Origin of the sequence: Bacillus coreaensis, from assembly GCF_050586445.1 — a bacterium.
Taxonomy (GTDB): Bacteria; Bacillota; Bacilli; order Bacillales; family Cytobacillaceae; genus Robertmurraya_A; species Robertmurraya_A coreaensis.
This window is the reverse complement of the sequence record NZ_JBOCCY010000002.1, coordinates 30,085-49,789: the sequence shown is the minus strand read 5'-3', so window position 1 is coordinate 49,789 and position 19,705 is coordinate 30,085. Positions and strand designations below refer to the sequence as shown.

Genomic DNA, 19,705 nt, shown 5'->3' with positions numbered 1-19,705 from the left:
TGCATTTAATTGTAATTCGCTTATAATTTCTTTAAACTAAAGAAAAGATTACATAGTTATTGGAGTGTGATAGGCATGTCGATTAAATTAATGGCTGATTCTGCTAGCGATTTGCCGCTTAACTTTTTTGCTGAACATAATGTCACCATGTTACCTCTGAAGGTACATGTAAAGGAGCAGGAGTTCGAAGATTTACTAACCATTAATCCCGAAACCGTTTACGAGTCCATTCGAAACGGACATCTTCCCAAAACATCTCAAGTGTCTCCATCTGTATTTGAAAAACACTTTACCGAGCTAGCTTTAAATAACGAATCTGGTCTATACATAGCTTTTTCTTCTGAATTATCAGGAACGTATTCAACAGCGGTGATGATACGTGACCAAGTGAAAGAACAATATCCTAATCTTGACTTGACCATTATTGATTCAAAATGTGCATCACTAGGATGTGGATTGGTTGTTATGAAGGCAGCCAACCTCTTAAAAAATGGCGCTACTAAGGAACAGGTTATTGAGTCTTCAGAATTTCTATGTAAGCATATGGAGCATCTTTTTTCTGTTGATGATCTTGACCATTTAGCTAAAGGCGGAAGAGTTTCTAAGGCTTCTGCTTTCGTTGGAGGTCTATTAAATATTAAGCCTCTCTTAAATGTGGAAGATGGGAAACTCGTCCCAATTGAGAAAATACGTGGAAAGAAAAAATTAATGCGTCGTATCATTGAAGTCATGAAAGAACGTGGAGAGTCTTTAGATAAGCAAGTGATCGGAATTAGTCATGCGGATGATAAAGCAAGCGCGGAAGATATGAGAACCATGATCATTGAAGAGTTCTCACCTCAAGATGTTTACATCTCAGATATTGGGGCTGCAATTGGGTCACATACAGGACCAGGAACGATTGCCATATTCTTTCAAAATAAGCTTCATTCCTAACCTGCATACTTCTTCTTTTCCAACAGAAACTAAAAGAAGCCTTGTAATATGAGGCAGAATGTTTTATCTAGGAAAGGGGATTTATGTTATGCCACATACTTCAGATAATGATAAAAAAGCACAAGACAAAAATGCACGCAGACATGAAAAAAACATGTTAGAAGAAAAGAATAGAACAGCAGGAAAAAAATCATTTTCGAAAAAGACAGATCACTTGTAATAGAAAAATGACGTGGTTACTCCACGTCATTTTTTTCTTCTTTTTTATACGTCCAAAAATCCTCTTGATAAACTAACCCATTCTTCATCAATTTTCCTAATGCACGCTTAAAAGCAGCTTTACTTAATCCAAATCGTTCTAGAATGTCCTCTGGCATACTCTTATCACTATAAGGCATGGCCCCATTTCTTAGCAGGAGATACTCATAAATCTTATGTGCATCCTCGTCGAGAGCTTCCTGTTTACGAGGAATTAAAGAAATATTAACGGTTCCATCTTCTTTCACATCTATAATTCGGCCTTCTACTTTTTCACCCAGTCTAGGCTCCACTTTCCGCTGCGACTCGTGAACAAAGCCTTTAAACCCTTCTACCGTATACACCCAAGTGCCTACCTTAGCAGTTCTGTACACATGACCTTGAATGTTTTTATTAAAATCCTTTGATGTAGCTTTAATACTGATGTCTGTAATAATAGGATCAGTCGCAGCTTTTACATAAATTCGGTTATTTTTATTTACCCGAAGTGTAATGTATAAAAGATCATCCACATTTGGCCAAACAGACGTATGTACTGGAAGGTCCTCTTCTCCTAATAACACATCCTTTTTTACTCCAATATCAATAAACACACCAATTCCAGGCTTTACTTCGACCACCTTCGCCCAGCCATACTTGCCGACTTGAACTTCTGGGATGTAAGTTGATGCTGTAATACGATCACGAGAGTCGATATAAAGGAAAACCTCAATTTCTTGGTCCTCCGTTAATTCCGTATTTTCAACCATTTCATTTTCATGTAAAAGAACGTCTTCTTCCCCATTGGTTAAAAAATAACCAAATGCAGCCTTCCTTGCTACCTTCAGGGTTGTGACCTGTCCAATGTAATCAGTTAGTGACATACACTACCTCCTAAAATTTATCTATATCTATACATTAACCTTATCTATCGTTTATAAAACGGCGAGAAAGTTGTTTGAACTGCTATATTTTACTATAATGAACCCATAAAGGGAAACTGAATAAAAGATACATAAAATTTTTTTAATTGTAGGAGGCTTATATGTCTAAAGAAAGTTCATTCGATATTGTATCAAAAGTTGATTTTTCAGAAGTAACAAACGCCATTACACAAACGATGAAAGAAATATCTACTCGTTATGATTTTAAGGGGAGTAAGAGTGAAGTATCACTGGATAAGGAAGAATTAGTCCTTATTTCTGATGACGAGTATAAACTAGATCAACTCAAAGATGTGCTGCTAAGTAAATTAATTAAACGTGGAGTCCCAATCGGTAATCTCGATTATGGGAAGCTTGAAGGGGCTTCTGGCGGAACCGTCAGACAACGTGCCAAGCTTGTTCAAGGAATTGATAAAGAAAATGCCAAAAAAATTAATACGATTATAAAAAATAGTGGCGTAAAGGTAAAAAGCCAAGTTCAAGATGATCAAGTTCGCGTCACTGGTAAAAATCGTGATGATCTTCAAAAGATTATTGCTCTTGTAAAAGAAGCAGACTTAACCGTAGAAGTACAATTTACAAACTATCGCTAGTATAATAAATCTGCCGACAACTCCGGCAGATTTTTTTCATATGCCTCACATTCTGTTTCCTTTTTTCCTCTCAAAAAGTTGTATACTAAATAAAAGAACAGTTTTGGAGGCTCATCGATTGAATTACAAAAAGATAAAACCGAAAAAAATTTATGAAGAAGTTGCCGATGCCATACACGATATGATTAAGGCAGGACAATTTAAGCCTGGCGATAAGCTCGATTCCGTCCAACAACTAGCCGAAAACTTTCAGGTTGGACGCTCAACCATTCGAGAAGCCTTAACCGCTTTACGTGCTATGGGATTAATAGAAATTCGGCAAGGCGAAGGAACATACGTAAAGGAGTTTGAATCGGGACAAGTAAGTCTTCCCCTCTCTACCGCTATATTAATGAACTTACAGGATACTCAAAATTTACTCGAGGTCCGAAAAATTCTAGAGGCTGGAACATGTTACACAGCCGCTCAAAAAAGAACAGAGGAACATTTGCAAACCATCGAAGCCGCTCTTAAAGAAATGCAGCTCGCTAGCGGAAATGAAGAGCTTAATGAAAAAGCAGATCTTGCCTTTCATTTGTCGATCGCCGAAGCCACTCAAAATCCTTTACTTGTAAATTTAATGAACCATGTATCAGGGCTTATTGGTGAGACCATTAAGGAAACACGTCGTCTTTGGCTCTTTTCTGAACAAATCACTGTTGACCGTCTGTATGAAGAGCATCACAATATTTATATAGCAATAAAAGAACAAAACGGAGAAAAAGCACGTGCACTTATGCTAGATCATCTTGAAAATGTAGAGAGTGTTCTTTATAAATACTTAAAATAACCTTCATGCACTTCTAATAAAAATGAATGAAAGTGCATTTTTTTTAGAAAATTTCGTGTAATCCCTTTCAAGAAATACTATAAATATAGTATTATTGTTATTAATTAATCTATTTTGAACAGGTCATCAGATGACCTGATTTTTAAGGGGATAGGAGACAAACAATCATGAAAGTTACCCTTTTTGCCACATGCCTTGTTGATATGTTTCAAAGCAATGTAGGAAAAGCAACGGTTGAATTGCTAGAGCATTTAGGCTGTGAAATTGATTTCCCAACTGCTCAAGTTTGCTGTGGTCAGCCCTCCTACAATAGCGGATATGTAAAAGAATCAAAGGAAGCAATGAAGACAATGATTAACACGTTTTCACATGCCGAATATATCGTTTCCCCTTCAGGCTCCTGCGTTGCCATGTTTCATGAGTATGAGCATATTTTCAAAGATGATCCGGTTTGGGGCCCGAAAGCAAAGGAACTCTCTTCCAAGTCATATGAATTAACTCAATTTATTGTTGATGTATTGAAAATAGAAGATGTTGGAGCTCGCTTTAAAGGGAAAGTTACGTACCATACTTCTTGTCATATGACTAGATTACTAGGTGTAAAAAAAGCTCCGATGGTCCTTCTATCAAATGTGAGAGATTTAGAGTTTACTGAGTTACCAGGAAAAGAGCAATGCTGTGGATTTGGCGGAACATTTTCTGTAAAAATGGCACAAATCTCTGAACAAATGGTTGATGAAAAAGTCGCTCACGTAGAAGAAACCGGAGCAGATTATTTAATTGGTGCGGACGCTGGCTGTTTAATGAACATTGGCGGGCGTATTGAACGGAACTTAAAGCCAATTAAGGTATTACATATAGCCGAAATATTAAATAGTCGCTAATGTGAAACAAGGAACCCTGGGGAGGGATAAAGAAATGTCAATGAAAATTAGCACAACCAACTTTAATGAGCGAGTGGATAAAGGCATTCAAGACTCTTTCATGCGAGGAGCTGTAGTTGGAGCGCAGGAACGAATGGGTACACGCAGACTAGACGCAACAATTGAACTAGGAAACTGGGAAGAATGGCGTAAGCACGGTGAAGAAATTAGAAAGCATGTACTTGACCATCTGGACTATTATTTAGAACAACTTAGTGAAAATGTTGCTAAGCGAGGGGGGCACGTATTTTTCGCTCAAACAGCTGAACAAGCCAATGAATATATCAGAGGAGTTATTAAAGAAAAGAACGCCAAAAAAGTGGTGAAAGCAAAATCGATGGTTACGGAGGAGATTCACCTTAACCAATGTCTTGAAGATGCGGGTTGTGAGGTAATTGAAACCGACCTTGGTGAGTATATTTTGCAGGTTGATGACCATGATCCTCCTTCTCATATCGTTGTTCCCGCTCTTCATAAAAACAAAGAGCAAATTCGTGACGTGTTTTCGGAAAAGCTGGGCTACAATAAGACTGAAAAACCAGAAGAACTCGCATGGCATGCTAGAGAAATGCTTCGTCAAGAATATTTAACAGCTGATGTAGGAATTACTGGTTGTAATTTTTCCGTTGCAGAAACAGGATCAATCAGTCTAGTCACGAATGAAGGCAATGCAGATCTTGTCACGTCCCTTCCGAAAACGCAAATTACCGTTATGGGTATGGAAAGACTTGTTCCGACCTTTGAAGAAATGGAAGTTCTGGTTAGTCTTCTTACTAGAAGTGCGGTTGGTCAGAAACTGACTAGCTACATTACTGTCTTAACTGGCCCTCGTGAAGAACATGATGTTGATGGTCCTGAAGACTTTCATCTCGTTATCGTAGATAATGGCCGCTCTAGTATACTCGGTGGTGAATTTCAATCGATCCTTCAATGTATTCGCTGTGCAGCTTGCATTAATGTATGTCCTGTCTATCGACATGTTGGAGGCCACTCATACGGCTCCATCTATTCGGGACCGATTGGTGCTGTATTATCTCCTTTATTAGGCGGGTACGATGACTATAAAGAACTACCATACGCTTCTACACTTTGTGGAGCATGTACGGAGGTTTGCCCAGTAAAAATTCCTTTGCACGAGCTGTTGCATAAACACAGACAAACGATTGTTGAAAAAGAAGGGAAAGCACCCATTTCCGAAAAATTAGCTATGAAGGCATTTGGTTTGGGTGCTGCGTCCCCTTCCCTTTACAACCTTGGATCCAAGTTCGCACCGACGGCCATGCTGCCTTTTACTTCAGGTGACAAAATCTCTAAAGGTGTAGGCCCTTTAAAGGCATGGACAGAAATTCGTGAGTTCCCTGCACCAAACAAGGAAAGATTTAGAGATTGGTTCAAAAATCGGGAAAAAGGTGGGGAATAATCATGACTGGAACAATAAAAAATAAAGAAGTTTTTTTAAATCAAATTGCTACCTCACTTGGTCGTGAAAGACAAATTCAAAACGCACCTGTTCGAAACTGGAAGCATCAGCCCCAACATCTTGTGTTAAAGGATACATCGATTGATGACTTAGTAGAAGTTTTGAGGTTACAATGCGATAAAATTCATACGACTCTCGTTGAAACAAATCTCAAGGAACTAGAGAAGACACTTACAGAAACGGTTGCCGTTCATGGTGGTGGGCCCATTGTATCTTGGAAGGATGAACGTTTTTCTAAGTGGGGTCTTTCTCCCCTTATGAATGAAACTTGGCCAAGCGAAGGTGTTTCTATTCATGAATGGGATTACACCAAAGAAATGAAAAACATCTCTCTTGCTGAAAAAGCAAACGTAGGAATCACAATTAGTGAAATAACACTTGCAGAATCAGGTACGGTTGTTTTACTAAGTGATAAGGATAAGGGACGGACCGTGAGCTTTCTTCCTGCTACACTCATCGTTTTAGTTCCTAAAAGCACTCTAGTACCGAGAATGACGCAAGCTGCGCAAAAACTTCGTTCCATACATGAACAAGGTAAGCAAGTTGCTTCATGTGTGAATTTTATTACAGGCCCAAGTAATTCTGCTGATATTGAATTAAATTTAGTAGTTGGAGTTCATGGCCCAGTTAAAGCTAGCTATATCCTTATTGATGATTTATAAATAACTTTTAGCAAAACAAGTAAAGCCGAACCCCAAGTTTTTGGGTGTTCGGCTTTTTTCGAAAGGATTTTCACAACTACTAACGTCTACCAAGGTATTTGTTTCCCATCTCTAAAGAACCCTCCGTTTGGTCCATCTGGTCCAATCGTCGCTAACCACAGGATAGACTCGGCTGCTTCCCTTGGTGTTCTTGGGGCAGATGGTCCCCCCATATCTGAGCTTACCCATCCTGGATCAACTGCATTTATTTTAATATCCCCTTTAGTTTCTTCAGCTACTAATCTTGTCAAACCATTTAAGGCAAATTTGGACAACTTATAGGCGCCTACTCCTGGAGAGGACATTTCGCTCATCTCCCCATATTCTGAGGAAATATTAATAATTCTCCCATATCCTTGTTTTTCCATTAAGGGCATAAAGGAACGCATAACATGGTAGACACCAAAGAAATTTGTTGCCATTGTTTTATCGAGAATAATAGGATCCATAGCCAATAACTTCTCATTCTCATCTAAATACACGCCTGCATTATTAATTAATACATCTAATCTTCCATATTGCTCATTTAGAGTAATTGCAGCTTGGGTGATGCTTTCGTGATTTGTGACATCCATCTCAATACATGAAACATCCAGATGTAACTCCTTAAGTTTTTGTACAGCCTTATTACCCATTTCACGATCTCGACTAGCCAAAATGACCTTAAAACCATTCAAACTCAATTGTTTGACCAACTCATATCCAATTCCTCGATTCCCTCCAGTTACAAGTGCCACTTGTTTTACATGTGTCATCTAGTTCCTCCCTTTCTCTTTCTTTGATTATATCGAGACTTGTTTTGTGGGGCTGTACATATAGTTTCTTAGAAAAATAGATACGGAACCTAGTACCAAAGATAGGATTCCCACTAATACAACGTATTCTGTACCCATACTTGATATAAACAATCCACCTATAGCTGCTCCAATTGTTGTTCCTAGATTAGCCGATGTTAAAAATAATCCATTAGCGAAATCAGGTGCTTCGGGAGCTGAAGACATAATCCAATATTGATTGATATTTCCTCCTACTCCTGCTAAGATTCCCCAGAATAAAGTAATGATCGCCATAGGTACGGATAAATGTCCAAAAAGGAATAATAAGATATAAACTGCTCCTAATACGAAAGGAAATAACACTACAGAACTTAAGGCATTTTTAGTAAGTAACTTCCCTGCCAAAACATTCCCAATAATATTGGCGCCACCGAATACAAATAACATAATCGTAATTGTATTCGAAGACATATTCGTAACCGTTTTTAAATACTCAGCCAAATAACTATAAACCCCGAATATGGCTGAGTTCAGAAAAATGACTGCTACAATGGACTGCCAAGTAACGAATTTTTTTAATACAGATAATTTTGCTCCATAAGATAGTTTTTCAGTTACAGGCATAGATGGTACAAATAGCAAGGTAGCAAAGAATGCAATAGCATTTACAACAGCAAAGAATACCATCGCCATTTGTAAAGAAATTGTACTGGCAATAAAACTAGCGATTGGTACGCCAACTACCATACCAGCGGATACACCTATAAATACTTTAGAAACAGCTTTAGGAGCTTCTTCTTTGCTAACTGAGGCAGCAGCCACTGAAAAAGCCAATGAACAATAAATGGGATGAAAAAGGGCTGGTATCACACGAGCAATTAATGCAATGCTGAAGTTAGTTGTAAATATAGAAACAATATTCCCTACAACGAAAACACCAAGTACGAGTAACATAACCTTCTTCCGATTGATACCTGAAAAAAGTAATGGCATCGTAGGACCAGATACTGCAATCACAAGGGCAAAAAGACTCACCAGCAACCCTGCTTTTGATACACTAACATTAAAATGTTCAGCAAGGGAAGGCAGTATACCGATAACTTCCATTTCAGTATTTAAGATACCGAATACTCCAATAGTTAATATGAAAATTAACAAATTATTTTGTTTAGCCAAAGTAACAACTCCTTCCGATACTATTTCCCTTGTTTATTCACCCTTTCATACTACTTGATTCGTATTTGGCGATGATCCCTACCCTTGTTCCTTATTCTAGCGCGCCACACCCCATATAGCTAATACTTATATCATATATCGTGATATGCTTGATAGGCATTTCTAGAATGTATATACTAAAACATGATAAAGGAGGAGTAAAGAATGGAATTAAGAGTTTTGCGATATTTCCTTACTGTCGCAAGAGAAGGAAGCATGACGGCTGCTGCTGATTTTTTACATGTCACACAGCCAACCTTGTCCAGACAAATAAAGGATCTTGAACAAGAGTTAGGGAAAAAACTATTTATTCGAAGTAGTCACAGTATCATTCTCACAGATGAAGGAATGCTCCTGCGAAAGAGAGCAGAAGAAATCATAGATATGGTCGATAAATTAGGGGCTGAATTTAGTTCCATGGAAGAAACAATTAGTGGTGATGTTTATATAGGTGGCGGGGAAACAGATGCCATGAGACAGATCGCACGGGTAGTAAAAGATTTACAATTAGGTTATCCAAATATACGGTATCACCTCTACAGCGGAAACGAAGAAGATGTGACTGAACGGCTTGACAAGGGATTGCTTGACTTTGGTATTTTAATTCAACCAGCGGATTTATCAAAATACAATTATATCAATATCCCTGCCAAAGATGTTTGGGGCGTTGTTATGAGGAAAGACAGTCCGCTTGCTTTCAAAGATACCATTCAAGCAGTGGATCTATTTAATGTACCTCTAATTTGTTCAAGACAGGCTATTAAACAGACATTTTCTAAAAATGAATTTGCGGATTGGTTTGGTGAAGATTTTGAAAAATTAAACGTTGTGACTACATACAATCTTGCATTTAATGCTTCCCTTATGGTTGAAGAGGGCATTGGTTATGCCATAACCCTTGATAAAATAGTGAATACATCTAGTGATAGTAACCTTTGTTTTAGACCTCTAAAGCCAAGACTTGAATCTGGCTTGAATATCGTTTGGAAAAAGCATCAGGTATTTTCCGCTGCTGCTGAGATGTTTTTAAAAGAAATTCAGACGAAGTTTACAATAGTATAACAAATAAAAACCTTGAGAAAACATACTTTCTATTGAAATTGGAAATAATACTTGGGAGGTGAAGATATGGAAAAGTTGAAACTTACTTCCTCTGAAATAGGTTCATTATGGGGGGAGTATGTAACCGGAACAGCGACACATGTAGTAATTACATATATGTATTCAATTATTGAAGATGAAGAAATAAAAGCGGTATTCAAAGATGCAATCCAGACATTCGAAAAACAAAAGGAACAAATAAAGACTTATATTGAAAATGAAGGATTTCCCGTTCCGGTTGGATTTAATGAGACTGACCTGTATTCAGGAAAAGAGAGATTGTTTTCAGATGCATTCTGCTTAAACTATTTACACATAATGACTTTACATGGTTTATTAGGACATAGCACTTCATTATGCATTTCTGTAAGAAAAGATTTAAGGGATTTTTACGACTCATGCGATAACGAAGCGAAAAGGATGTATCATCAAACTATAGAGTTATTGCTGGAAAAAGGACTTTTTCAGAGAGACCCAATATTTTATGCATATGAACATCCTGAATATATTTCAAGTAAAGATTTTAAAGATGGCTTTTTTGGAAAGGGTAGAACTCTTGCAGCGACTGAAATCATCAGTATATCTTTAAATCTAAAAAAAAGTATTATGGCTAAAACCCTTTCTATTGCATTCAGCCAAGTGGCTCAATCGCAAGAGGTTAGACAATTTTTAAGTGAATCTGAGAAGACTGCTGATGATCAAATAAAAGCATTTGCAAAAATACTGCAAGCTGACAATTTACCAGTTCCTAAATCTTTGGAAACAGAAATAACCATTTCAACAGACTCTCCATTTTCTGATAAGTTATTAATGTATCATATGGGTTTTTTGTTTCAAGCTGCACAAAATTATCATGGCGCAGGCCTTGCAGCATCCATGCGAACAGACCTCGTGACCACTTATGAGACAATTATTTTACAAAACCTTGTGGTTACAAAAAATTGGTTTGATGTTATGGTAAAAAACAAATGGTTAGAACAACCTCCACTCGCACCTAATAGAAAAGAAATTTCAAAAGAAATATAATTCACATGCCCCTCTTAATCAGTCGGGCATTTTTATATTCCAGAAATCATATCTCGATTAAACTCCCTTTAGTAAATAAGAAAAGGTGATCGTTCATTTCGGAAGAATTCTCCAGTTTAGTTAACAGGATATTAAAATTTACGTGAATGGCTGCTTATGTCTCCAAAAGTACAAAGGATCATGGATAAAGTTACGGGTCTTGTATTAATTGGATTTGGATTAAAGTTGGCTTTAGATGAGCAACATTAAAAAAGCCGATTATTATCGATAATTTATAACCAAAATTCATGAAACGTTAAACAAAAATACGCACGGTAACTATTGGCTACCGTGCCTTCTCATCTTATCCACCTAAAATACGTTCTTGATGTGTGTATACATTAAACCCTTGACCGCGAATGAATCCAACAGCTGTAATACCTAGTTCTTCAGCCAAATCAAGTGCTAGGTTTGTAGGAGCTGATTTTGATAATACAATTCCAACTCCAATTTTTGCTGCCTTCAACAATACCTCTGAAGAAATTCGTCCACTAAATACAATAATCTTGTCTTTCAACGGAATGCGATTGATTAAGCAATATCCAAAAATTTTGTCTAAAGCATTGTGGCGACCAATATCCGTCCGAGAAACTATAATCCCTTCTTTTGAACACAAAGCCGAATTGTGCACGCCGCCCGTTTGTTGAAAGTGAGATGAACTTTCTTGCATAAGCTTCATCAACCTCTGACAGTCTTGGCCAGTTATAGTTGTCTTACTCATGACTGTTTTTGCCGTTTTCATATCATTGTAAAAGTAAAACTGACGTCCTTTCCCACAGCATGAACCAATAAAGCGTTTGGAGTGATGGTGGTTTTGTATTTCCTTCTTAGTCACTAGCTCCACATATGCAAACCCTTTAGAGTCGTCAATTGTTAACGATTGAATCTCATCATACTTTCGAATGACACCTTCTGAAGCTAAAAAACCGACAACGAGTTCTTCCATATTAGCAGGGGTACAGACCATGGTAGCAAATTCCTGACCATCCAACATCACCGTTAGCGGGAATTCAACAGCTATTGTCTCCTCTTGTTCATAGAAGTCCTTGCCGTCAAATCTCATGATGCTTCTAGTGGTGGTCACTTCATCTATTTCATTGTCCATTTCTGTACCCTCCTAAATATTAGCTTACATCCGTCTCTAGATCTGGAATTGGTTTCTCCAGGTATTGTGTATCTTTACGAGCATTAAAACGTTCTGCTTTCTCTACTTTTACCGCAATATTATAATCTGGAATACCAGCAAATTTTTCATATTTTCCTTTGGGTAATAAGAAGTTTCCTTCAGGGAAGTGAACACCAAGGTTCCCTGTTGTGATATCAGCATGCTTTGCACGCCCTTGGAACACTCCGTGCTGATTATAGACAACAATCCCTTCTCCATCTGCAATCCTATGCAAACGAGCTTCTTCCGCATTAATCAAGACATCATAACGGTCAGATCCATTCAACGGATCTTTTTCACTAAACACCATGGAATTGAATTGCTTTCCACGGCGAGTCGTTAGTAAAAACTGTCCTTCTTTTTTACCCATATTTGGGATATCGACTGTAATTAATGTCCCTTTCCCATCTGGAGTTGGACAGATTCCATCTTCACATAGCCATGCTCCGCCCCATTGGAACACATCACCTTTTTTCTTTAGGTGCTGGATACCGTCGTAATTTGGATTCGCTAATGCGATCTCGTCGCGGATCGCCTGTGCATCTTTAAAATCCACCTGATGTGCCATTGTAGGATTTACACGTTTTGCCAGATCAATGTAGATTTTCCATTCTTCACGAGCTTCTTCAATCCGGTTCTTATTTCCTTCGATTTCAGGAGAAAAATAGACCATTCTTTCAGTGGAAGTTGACGTTCCGCCACCTTCCTGCTCATATCTTGTTTTAGCCGGTAACACGATAACCGCTTCTTGTGCATCTACTAGAGTAGAAGTGTTTAAAATAATATCTTGGTGGACACGAATATCTAATTGAGATAATGCTTTCTCTACGAATATCGGATCAGGCATGGTTTCTAAGAAGTTACCACCACTTAAATAATATAACTTCACCTTTCTCTCATGGTCTTCTGAAAGCATAATATTTTCAAGAGTGACACCAACTATATCTCCCTGCCATCGCGGAAGTTTAAAGCCCCATAGCTTTTCAATCCGTTCAATATTCTCACCGTAAAAATCCCCACCTGGTAAGACAAAGGGATCTGCTCCCATTTCCCCAGAACCTTGTACAGAGGAGTGACCACGAAACGGCATTAAACCAGAGTGCTTGCGGCCTAGGAAACCACGTAATAATGCTAGATTAGCAACTTGGGAGATATTGTCTGTTGCAAATGAATGCATCGTTAAACCAAGAGCCCAGGCAAAGACAGCATTTTTTGCTTTTGCTAAAATTTCAGCAAGCTCGATGATACGCTCTTTTGTTACACCTGATGATTCTATAATATGTTCCCATGTTTGCTCTTGTACCTTTGCTTTAAGTTCTTCGTAACCATTCACATGTTCTTGTACAAACTGATGATTAATTGCCGAACCATGTTGCTCCGCTTCCATATCAAACCAATGCTTCATAATTCCATGCATAAACGCAATATCTCCGCCGATATTAACTTGATAGAAATCATCTGCTAACTTGGTTCCAAAAAGAGCTGATTCTGGATTGGAAGGAATCCAATAATTTTCCATGGCTGGTTCACGGTATGGATTTATAACAATGATTTTTGTACCCTTTTTCTTCGCTTCTAGCATGTACTTAGATGAAACTGGTGAAGCATTTGATGCCACGCTACCCCAGAATAGAAGTACATCTGTACCAATCCAATCTAAATAGTTCGAAGTGGATGCTCCTACACCAATTGACCGTTTTAATGCCGTTTTACTTGGAGAGTGACAAATTCTTGAAGCATTATCAATATTGTTCGCTCCTAAAAAGCGTGAAACTTTAGCCGCGACATAATAGTTTTCATTGGTAATTCCACGTGATGTTAAGTAGAAAGCATATTGCTTAGGATTTAGCTTTTTCATCTTTCCGGCAATCATATTCATCGCATCATCCCATGTAATGCGAGAAAACTTACGCTCACCTTTGCGACGAATCATTGGATATGGGATACGACCAAGTTTCCGAAGTTCTGTACTATCATATTTTTTAAGTTCGTCAATATCTGCATGAAGAATCTCTCGTTTAATTGCTGGCATGGTGTTTAGTCTTAGAACATTTAAACGGGTCGTACACAGATGTGGACCGGTTAAGGTTTGGTCGTACAAGCCAGATACTCCAAGCGCACAACCGTCACATACGCCCTCTGTAATGATTCGAGTGGCATAACCTAAATTGTCTTTATTATCATAAGCGACCTTCATCGTATCGCGGATATGTTTTGGTTTAATCTTTCCTAATCCAAATGGGATGGGACTAACCCAGTACTTCGGTGCGGGTAGTAAGGCTTTCTTTTGTGGTCCTGGATGTTTTGTTTTCCCCATAATTTATTCCTCCATTTACACTTTTTTCATATAAAAAACCACCAGAAGAAATCCTTCCTTTTTATTAGGACGAAACTTCAGGTGGTTAGTCTTTAACAGGTGCGCTGCCAAGTTCCAACAAAATAAATCTGCTTGCAACAGTTATTACATATTAAATTTCTCTTCAATGTTATCTTCAAATACAAAGATCGACATACCTATGTCTAACTCAATATCGATATCTACAAACACACGGACGAATTTTGTGCCAAGCAATTCTTCCATCTCTGTAGGATGATTTTTTTTATAAATCTCCTTCACCATTTCTGTACGGGCAGAGCGAAGCATTTGGCGCCCATCTTCTGCTGTGGCAATGAATTTTTCAATAGGGGATAGATTCCCCTCCAGTTCACAGATGGCCCAGTTTTTTGAGAAAGTGGTTCGAACTTGACTTGGACCTTTTCCCATATGCTTTTTACGAAAGGCTCGAACAATATTGCTAAACTCAGCTTCGTACTTATTCACTCGTTTCAACTCACTTACCGTTTTTTCCCTATCTTACACTATTTTTGTTAGATATTATACTGCTTCTTTAGAACGGCCTAACTTTCCGGCATTCTCTGCTTTTAATCTATTTATATCAAATCTTATTAAAATAGAAATAACTAAAGCTACTACAAATAATCCGGAAAAGAAGGTTAAACTTCCTGCGTAGCTGCCAGTAGTATCCTTAATCCATGCCGCGAATAAAGGACCAACTAATCCAGCTACTGCCCATGCTGTTAGAATATAACCATGTATAGCCCCAAGTTGCTTCGTCCCAAACATATCTCCAATATATGCTGGGATAGAAGCAAATCCACCTCCATAGCATGTATACACGACAATGAGCATGGCCATGAATAACCACTGAATGGACACTTGTGGTAAAAAGAAAAACATGACAATTTGTAGAACAAAAAAGGCTGTATAGGTATTTGGACGTCCAATATAATCAGATAAGGAAGCCCAGCCAATACGACCTAAGCCATTAAAAATACCTATTGCCCCAACCAATGCTGCGGCCGCTGCCATATCAATGCCGATGCTTTCCATTGCTAGTGGTTTCGCTACCGCTAAGATCGCAATTCCGCAAGTGATATTGATAAATAGCATGAGCCATAAATACCAAAAGCGCTTCGTTTTAACTGCTTCATTCGCCGTTAACTGTGATAATTCCATTGCTGGCTTTGCCTTCCCACTTTCAATTTTTGCTTGAAAACCTTCGGGTAACCAACCTTCAGCCGGCTTCTCTAAATATAATGAAGAAAGAGTCATAATAGCAAAGTATGATACACCTAAAATATAAAATGTATTCGCTACACCTACAGTTTCAATCAATGAGTTCATAATTGGGCTTGAAATGGCTGCTGCAAACCCAAACCCCATGATAGCAAGGCCAGTGGCTAAACCTCTTCGATCAGGAAACCATTTTACTAGAGTAGAAACAGGTGCGATGTAACCAACTCCAAGTCCAATTCCACCTAGTGCTCCGTAACACACATAAAGCATATACTTTGAACCAAAATCCACTGCTAAACCGGAACCAGTAATACCAATTCCAAAGAAAATGGCTGCTAGTAATCCTGCTTTTCTAGGACCATACTTTTCTACAAAATGTCCCAAAAATGCAGCTGAGAGACCTAAAAATAAGATAGCAATACTGAAAGTAAGTGCTACCTCTGAATCCGACCACCCAAACATGTCCTTTAAGGGAGCGGTAAAATTACTCCATGCATATACCGAACCAATGGAAATATGTATTCCAACTGCTGATAATGCAATAAGCCAACGATTTTTAGTTGCTTTCATTTGTTTTCCCCCTACATCAATGCATAGATGCTCCCGTAGAAAACAAAAAAACCGTTGTAATTAATCCAAATTTAGACTCCTATATAAGGAACCTTCACCTGAATCATTACAACGGTTTGCCTTATACAGGAGCGCTGCTAAGTACCAACTGTCATAAAACGAAATAAATTAAGATTTTCAACCGATCAACAGGGTCGCTGTTTTCGTATCAAAAACATAATTATTATTGTTCACAAATATGTCACATATGACCTTTTAAACTTATCACGAAAGCGCATCCATGACAATAGTTTTTCACTTTTTTGTTTTGATAATAGTGATAAAACTTATAAATTTCAAGGAGAATAAAAAAAGGCCAGTATCGGCCTTTTTTAAAAATTTCAATATATTTATTACTTTGACTCTAATACCATAGTAGCTTCAGGTGTCGTTACTTTGTCATAGAATTCTACAAATTTATCTCTATCTGAACTATCACGGTATGCCATCGCAATACGTGGATGCTCATTGAGAACACCAGAGATCATATAAGGGATGATATAGCCCCATTCCCACTTTTTACGCATGTCTAACATATGCTTTTCGATAACGCCAAGAACTGGTTTAAGCTCATAGCTTGGTTTTTGAATATAGCTAACGAGAAGCTCTGTGTTGCAGTTACCCGCTGCACGTCCCATGCCATAAACAGATGAATCAAGGAACGTAACCCCATTTTGAAATGCAGTTAACGTATTGGCAAATGCCAGTTGCATATTGTTATGAGTATGAATTCCTAGCTGTTTGTTAGGAATCAGTGCTTGGAATTTTTTCACTTGGTGCTCAATATCTCTAGGATCTAAGCTTCCGAATGAGTCAACGATATATACCACATCTACTGGGCTCTCTTTCACCAACTCAAACGCTTTTATAAGCTGTTGCTCTGGTACACTAGATAACGCCATAATGTTGAGTGAAGTCTCATAGCCTAAATCATGGAACATTTGTACAAGTTCCAATCCTTTATCCACTTCACGAACATAGCACGCTACTCGGATCATATCCAAGATACTTTCCTCACGAGGAAGGATGTCATTAGGGTCTACTCTTCCAATATCCACTAAAGCAGATAGCTTTGTGAATTTTTTCTCTGGAATAATTTCTTTTAGGAAGTTGTCGTCGAGAAATCTCCAGGGATTGGGCTCAGATACGTTCAGTAGCCTGGCTGAATTTTTGTATCCAATTTCCATATATTCAACTCCAGCCTCACTTAAACCATTATACAAGTCCTGAACAAACTCAACGCTAAAATCCCAATTATTGACCAAGCCTCCATCTCGAATTGTACAGTCTATAATCTTACTACGATGTTCCATAAATGTCACTTCCTCCAATTGTTTACGTTCATTAGAAAATATTTTTAATATTATTGCTTATATCATAATTCATATAAATCCGTCAAATTTTTCTCCTATTCTGAATTGTTCTGATTGCATATAATTCCCCACATTTACCCTATACTACAAAAATGACAATAACAATTTGAAAGGATGGATATGCTTGTCTCAGAATAACAAACAAACCTTTCCACCTCAACATCAAAATCATCAACCCGGTGTTGAAGATGAAATGAACCCCATTCCAATTCATGTTAGAGAACAGTATGAAGGCTCCAATAAATTAAAAGACAAAGTAGCGATTATTACGGGTGGTGATAGTGGAATTGGGAAGTCAGTAGCCATCTATTTTGCAAAAGAAGGAGCTGACGTTGTCATTTCCTATTTAAATGAAACAAAGGACGCTGAGGACACGAAAAAGCAAGTTGAAGCAGAAGGCAGACGCTGTATTCTTGCCTCAGGAGATATTGGTGATGAGGAGGTTTGTAATCAAATTGTAGATGATACGATCAAAGCATTTGGCAAAATTGACATTATCGTCAATAACGCTGCCGAACAGCATCCACAACAAAGTTTGCTTGATATCACGTCAGAGCAGCTTGAACGAACATTCCGAACAAATATCTTCTCTTATTTTTATTTAACTAAGGCTGCTCTTCCCCACCTTAAGAATGGGAGCTCTATTATTAACACAGCTTCCATAACAGCCTATCAAGGAAACGAGCAACTACTTGACTATTCCGCTACTAAAGGGGCCATTGTTACCTTTACCAGATCTCTTTCAAAGTCACTTGCTAAAGATGGAATCCGAGTAAATGGAGTGGCACCGGGACCTATTTGGACTCCTCTCATTCCTTCTACCTTCCCAGCCGAACAAGTAGCAGAATTCGGATCTACGACACCAATGGGAAGAGCCGGACAGCCGTATGAACTTGCCGCGAGTTATGTTTTTCTCGCATCAAATGACTCTTCTTATGTTAGTGGTCAAATGATTCACGTTAATGGTGGAACAGTCATCAATGGATAAAGATACAAAAAGGGACTTTTCAGCTGAAAGTCCCTTTTTGAGGCAAGAATACTCTTTCTTCATTTGGATATGAACAAGAGAAACGTTTGACAATTTGATGTGGAATAATAATTCTCTTGATTGGTTCTTTTGGGTTTTCTATCTTTTGAATTAAGCTTCGAGCAGCCTCAAACCCAAGATCAAAAATATTAATATCCACGCTTGTCAAAGGGGGCCTGGACATCTCTGATACTAGTACATTATTGAAACTGATGATGGATATATCTTCAGGTACTTTAATTCCCAATTCATCTAATGTATTAAGAACCCCTAAGGCCATTAGATCATCCGCGACAACCAATGCAGTTGGCGGAACCTTTAAAGAAAGCAATTCCCTTACTGCTTCTTGTCCACCTTCTCTTAAAAATTCTTCATGTACAATATAGTTATCATTTAATGGGATTCCTGCTTCACGAAGCGCCTTCTCGTAACCAAGCAATCGTTCAACCGTAACAACTAGGTTTAAGTTTCCACCGACAAAAGCGATATGATCATGCCCAAGCTGAATAAGATATTCCGTTACTTCCTTTGTTGCACGGAAGTTATCATTATCAACATGAGTAATTTCCTCCACATGCTTAAAAGGTTTACCAATAACTACAAATGGAATGCCTCTTTCCTGCAAGTACATTAATACTTTATCTTCAATTTTCGAATAAAGTAAGACCACTCCGTCAACACGTCCACCTTGGACCATCTGCGTAACTCCGTCAAGAATTTCGTTGTCAGTCTTTCCTGTTGTCATATATAACGCGTAGTGTTTTTCATGCGCCCCTTCACTAAGACCTCTAAGTACTGTTGGAAAAAAGGGATTCTGAAATACTACGTCAGTAGAGCTCGGCATGACGAGACCGATTGCCTGTGTGCTTTGACTCGCTAAACTTCTTGCAATAAAGTTAGGATGGTATCCTAACTCATCCATGGCTTCTCTAACTTTTTTCTTTGTTTTTTCACTTATTCGAGGATTATTTGCAATTACACGTGATACGGTAGATGGTGCGACCTTTGCTAATTTAGCAACATCTTTAATTGTAACAGCCATCTTACCCACCTCATTTCCTAATAACTACATTTCTGAATAGTATTAATAATTATTCAGGTTTACTTATTCTATATTCTACCCTAACTATCCGATACTTTTGTAGTATATTTTT

At 38.1% G+C, this 19,705-nt stretch carries 19 protein-coding genes; 10 read left to right on the top strand and 9 right to left on the bottom strand.

What is annotated here, in order from left to right:
* The first annotated feature begins 75 nt into the window (after positions 1-75).
* Together ACQ5H4_RS03380 and ACQ5H4_RS03375 are read left to right on the top strand one after the other, a co-directional pair.
* Positions 76-936 (top strand): DegV family protein, encoded by an 861-nt coding sequence (locus ACQ5H4_RS03380; RefSeq protein ID WP_430773596.1) that lies wholly within the window; start codon positions 76-78, stop codon positions 934-936.
* Positions 937-1,024: 88 nt separating this feature from the next.
* Positions 1,025-1,156: a DUF3941 domain-containing protein gene (locus ACQ5H4_RS03375; RefSeq protein ID WP_251521599.1), complete on the top strand. Its 132-nt coding sequence runs from the start codon at positions 1,025-1,027 to the stop codon at positions 1,154-1,156.
* Between the two features lie 16 nt (positions 1,157-1,172).
* On the opposite strand, the gene ACQ5H4_RS03370 is transcribed toward ACQ5H4_RS03375, so the two are convergent.
* On the bottom strand, positions 1,173-2,057 hold the full coding sequence (locus ACQ5H4_RS03370) for a CvfB family protein (RefSeq protein ID WP_430773594.1): 885 nt from the start codon (positions 2,055-2,057) through the stop codon (positions 1,173-1,175).
* Positions 2,058-2,218: 161 nt separating this feature from the next.
* Between ACQ5H4_RS03370 and ACQ5H4_RS03365 the strand changes: the two genes are divergently transcribed.
* From ACQ5H4_RS03365 to ACQ5H4_RS03345, 5 genes are all read left to right on the top strand, one after another.
* Positions 2,219-2,710 (top strand): YajQ family cyclic di-GMP-binding protein, encoded by a 492-nt coding sequence (locus ACQ5H4_RS03365; protein WP_119707212.1) that lies wholly within the window; start codon positions 2,219-2,221, stop codon positions 2,708-2,710.
* 118 nt (positions 2,711-2,828) lie between these two features.
* Positions 2,829-3,539 (top strand): FadR/GntR family transcriptional regulator, encoded by a 711-nt coding sequence (locus ACQ5H4_RS03360; RefSeq protein ID WP_430773591.1) that lies wholly within the window; start codon positions 2,829-2,831, stop codon positions 3,537-3,539.
* Between the two features lie 167 nt (positions 3,540-3,706).
* Positions 3,707-4,423, top strand: coding sequence for a (Fe-S)-binding protein (locus ACQ5H4_RS03355; protein ID WP_430773589.1), 717 nt, complete (start codon positions 3,707-3,709; stop codon positions 4,421-4,423).
* Positions 4,424-4,457: 34 nt separating this feature from the next.
* Positions 4,458-5,882 carry a LutB/LldF family L-lactate oxidation iron-sulfur protein gene (locus tag ACQ5H4_RS03350; protein WP_430773587.1) on the top strand — a complete coding sequence of 475 codons (1,425 nt, stop codon included), beginning with the start codon at positions 4,458-4,460 and terminating at the stop codon, positions 5,880-5,882.
* Positions 5,882-6,604, top strand: coding sequence for a LutC/YkgG family protein (locus tag ACQ5H4_RS03345; protein ID WP_430774044.1), 723 nt, complete (start codon positions 5,882-5,884; stop codon positions 6,602-6,604). Before ACQ5H4_RS03350 ends, ACQ5H4_RS03345 begins: the two co-directional genes overlap by 1 nt.
* An 86-nt stretch (positions 6,605-6,690) precedes the next feature.
* Here the strand turns inward: ACQ5H4_RS03345 and ACQ5H4_RS03340 are convergent, their stop codons facing one another.
* On the bottom strand, positions 6,691-7,398 hold the full coding sequence (locus tag ACQ5H4_RS03340) for an SDR family oxidoreductase (protein WP_430773586.1): 708 nt from the start codon (positions 7,396-7,398) through the stop codon (positions 6,691-6,693).
* A gap of 27 nt (positions 7,399-7,425) precedes the next feature.
* Positions 7,426-8,595, bottom strand: a complete 1,170-nt coding sequence (locus ACQ5H4_RS03335; protein ID WP_430773585.1) for an MFS transporter — start codon at positions 8,593-8,595, stop codon at positions 7,426-7,428.
* A 204-nt stretch (positions 8,596-8,799) separates the two neighbouring features.
* On the opposite strand from ACQ5H4_RS03335, the gene ACQ5H4_RS03330 reads away from it, so the two are divergent.
* Both ACQ5H4_RS03330 and ACQ5H4_RS03325 read left to right on the top strand, forming a co-directional pair.
* Positions 8,800-9,696, top strand: a complete 897-nt coding sequence (locus ACQ5H4_RS03330) for a LysR family transcriptional regulator (protein WP_430773584.1) — start codon at positions 8,800-8,802, stop codon at positions 9,694-9,696.
* A gap of 66 nt (positions 9,697-9,762) precedes the next feature.
* A complete protein-coding gene (locus ACQ5H4_RS03325) occupies positions 9,763-10,761 on the top strand; it encodes a DUF3231 family protein (RefSeq protein ID WP_430773583.1) in 999 nt (332 codons plus the stop codon).
* A 343-nt stretch (positions 10,762-11,104) separates the two neighbouring features.
* Here the strand turns inward: ACQ5H4_RS03325 and fdhD are convergent, their stop codons facing one another.
* From fdhD to ACQ5H4_RS03300, 5 genes are all read right to left on the bottom strand, one after another.
* Positions 11,105-11,905: a formate dehydrogenase accessory sulfurtransferase FdhD gene (gene fdhD / locus ACQ5H4_RS03320; RefSeq protein ID WP_430773582.1), complete on the bottom strand. Its 801-nt coding sequence runs from the start codon at positions 11,903-11,905 to the stop codon at positions 11,105-11,107.
* Positions 11,906-11,924: 19 nt separating this feature from the next.
* Positions 11,925-14,282: an FdhF/YdeP family oxidoreductase gene (locus ACQ5H4_RS03315; RefSeq protein ID WP_430773581.1), complete on the bottom strand. Its 2,358-nt coding sequence runs from the start codon at positions 14,280-14,282 to the stop codon at positions 11,925-11,927.
* Positions 14,283-14,426: 144 nt separating this feature from the next.
* A complete protein-coding gene (locus ACQ5H4_RS03310) occupies positions 14,427-14,786 on the bottom strand; it encodes a Na-translocating system protein MpsC family protein (RefSeq protein ID WP_119707198.1) in 360 nt (119 codons plus the stop codon).
* 54 nt (positions 14,787-14,840) lie between these two features.
* Positions 14,841-16,112, bottom strand: a complete 1,272-nt coding sequence (locus ACQ5H4_RS03305) for an L-lactate MFS transporter (protein WP_430773580.1) — start codon at positions 16,110-16,112, stop codon at positions 14,841-14,843.
* Between the two features lie 392 nt (positions 16,113-16,504).
* On the bottom strand, positions 16,505-17,464 hold the full coding sequence (locus tag ACQ5H4_RS03300; protein WP_430773579.1) for an aldolase catalytic domain-containing protein: 960 nt from the start codon (positions 17,462-17,464) through the stop codon (positions 16,505-16,507).
* A 184-nt stretch (positions 17,465-17,648) separates the two neighbouring features.
* Between ACQ5H4_RS03300 and ACQ5H4_RS03295 the strand changes: the two genes are divergently transcribed.
* On the top strand, positions 17,649-18,512 hold the full coding sequence (locus ACQ5H4_RS03295) for an SDR family oxidoreductase (protein ID WP_430773577.1): 864 nt from the start codon (positions 17,649-17,651) through the stop codon (positions 18,510-18,512).
* Between the two features lie 19 nt (positions 18,513-18,531).
* Here ACQ5H4_RS03295 and ACQ5H4_RS03290 read toward each other — a convergent pair whose 3' ends face one another.
* Positions 18,532-19,593, bottom strand: a complete 1,062-nt coding sequence (locus tag ACQ5H4_RS03290) for a LacI family DNA-binding transcriptional regulator (RefSeq protein WP_430773576.1) — start codon at positions 19,591-19,593, stop codon at positions 18,532-18,534.
* Between the last annotated feature and the right edge of the window lie 112 nt (positions 19,594-19,705).

Coding starts and splice junctions, on each gene's coding strand:
- ACQ5H4_RS03340 (WP_430773586.1), bottom strand. CDS start 7,398: ATGACACATGTAAAACAAGTGGCACTTGTAACTGGAGGGAATCGAGGA.
- ACQ5H4_RS03375 (WP_251521599.1), top strand. CDS start 1,025: ATGCCACATACTTCAGATAATGATAAAAAAGCACAAGACAAAAATGCA.
- ACQ5H4_RS03300 (WP_430773579.1), bottom strand. CDS start 17,464: ATGGAACATCGTAGTAAGATTATAGACTGTACAATTCGAGATGGAGGC.
- fdhD (WP_430773582.1), bottom strand. CDS start 11,905: ATGGACAATGAAATAGATGAAGTGACCACCACTAGAAGCATCATGAGA.
- ACQ5H4_RS03355 (WP_430773589.1), top strand. CDS start 3,707: ATGAAAGTTACCCTTTTTGCCACATGCCTTGTTGATATGTTTCAAAGC.
- ACQ5H4_RS03325 (WP_430773583.1), top strand. CDS start 9,763: ATGGAAAAGTTGAAACTTACTTCCTCTGAAATAGGTTCATTATGGGGG.
- ACQ5H4_RS03365 (WP_119707212.1), top strand. CDS start 2,219: ATGTCTAAAGAAAGTTCATTCGATATTGTATCAAAAGTTGATTTTTCA.
- ACQ5H4_RS03330 (WP_430773584.1), top strand. CDS start 8,800: ATGGAATTAAGAGTTTTGCGATATTTCCTTACTGTCGCAAGAGAAGGA.
- ACQ5H4_RS03305 (WP_430773580.1), bottom strand. CDS start 16,112: ATGAAAGCAACTAAAAATCGTTGGCTTATTGCATTATCAGCAGTTGGA.
- ACQ5H4_RS03315 (WP_430773581.1), bottom strand. CDS start 14,282: ATGGGGAAAACAAAACATCCAGGACCACAAAAGAAAGCCTTACTACCC.
- ACQ5H4_RS03380 (WP_430773596.1), top strand. CDS start 76: ATGTCGATTAAATTAATGGCTGATTCTGCTAGCGATTTGCCGCTTAAC.
- ACQ5H4_RS03370 (WP_430773594.1), bottom strand. CDS start 2,057: ATGTCACTAACTGATTACATTGGACAGGTCACAACCCTGAAGGTAGCA.
- ACQ5H4_RS03290 (WP_430773576.1), bottom strand. CDS start 19,593: ATGGCTGTTACAATTAAAGATGTTGCTAAATTAGCAAAGGTCGCACCA.
- ACQ5H4_RS03350 (WP_430773587.1), top strand. CDS start 4,458: ATGTCAATGAAAATTAGCACAACCAACTTTAATGAGCGAGTGGATAAA.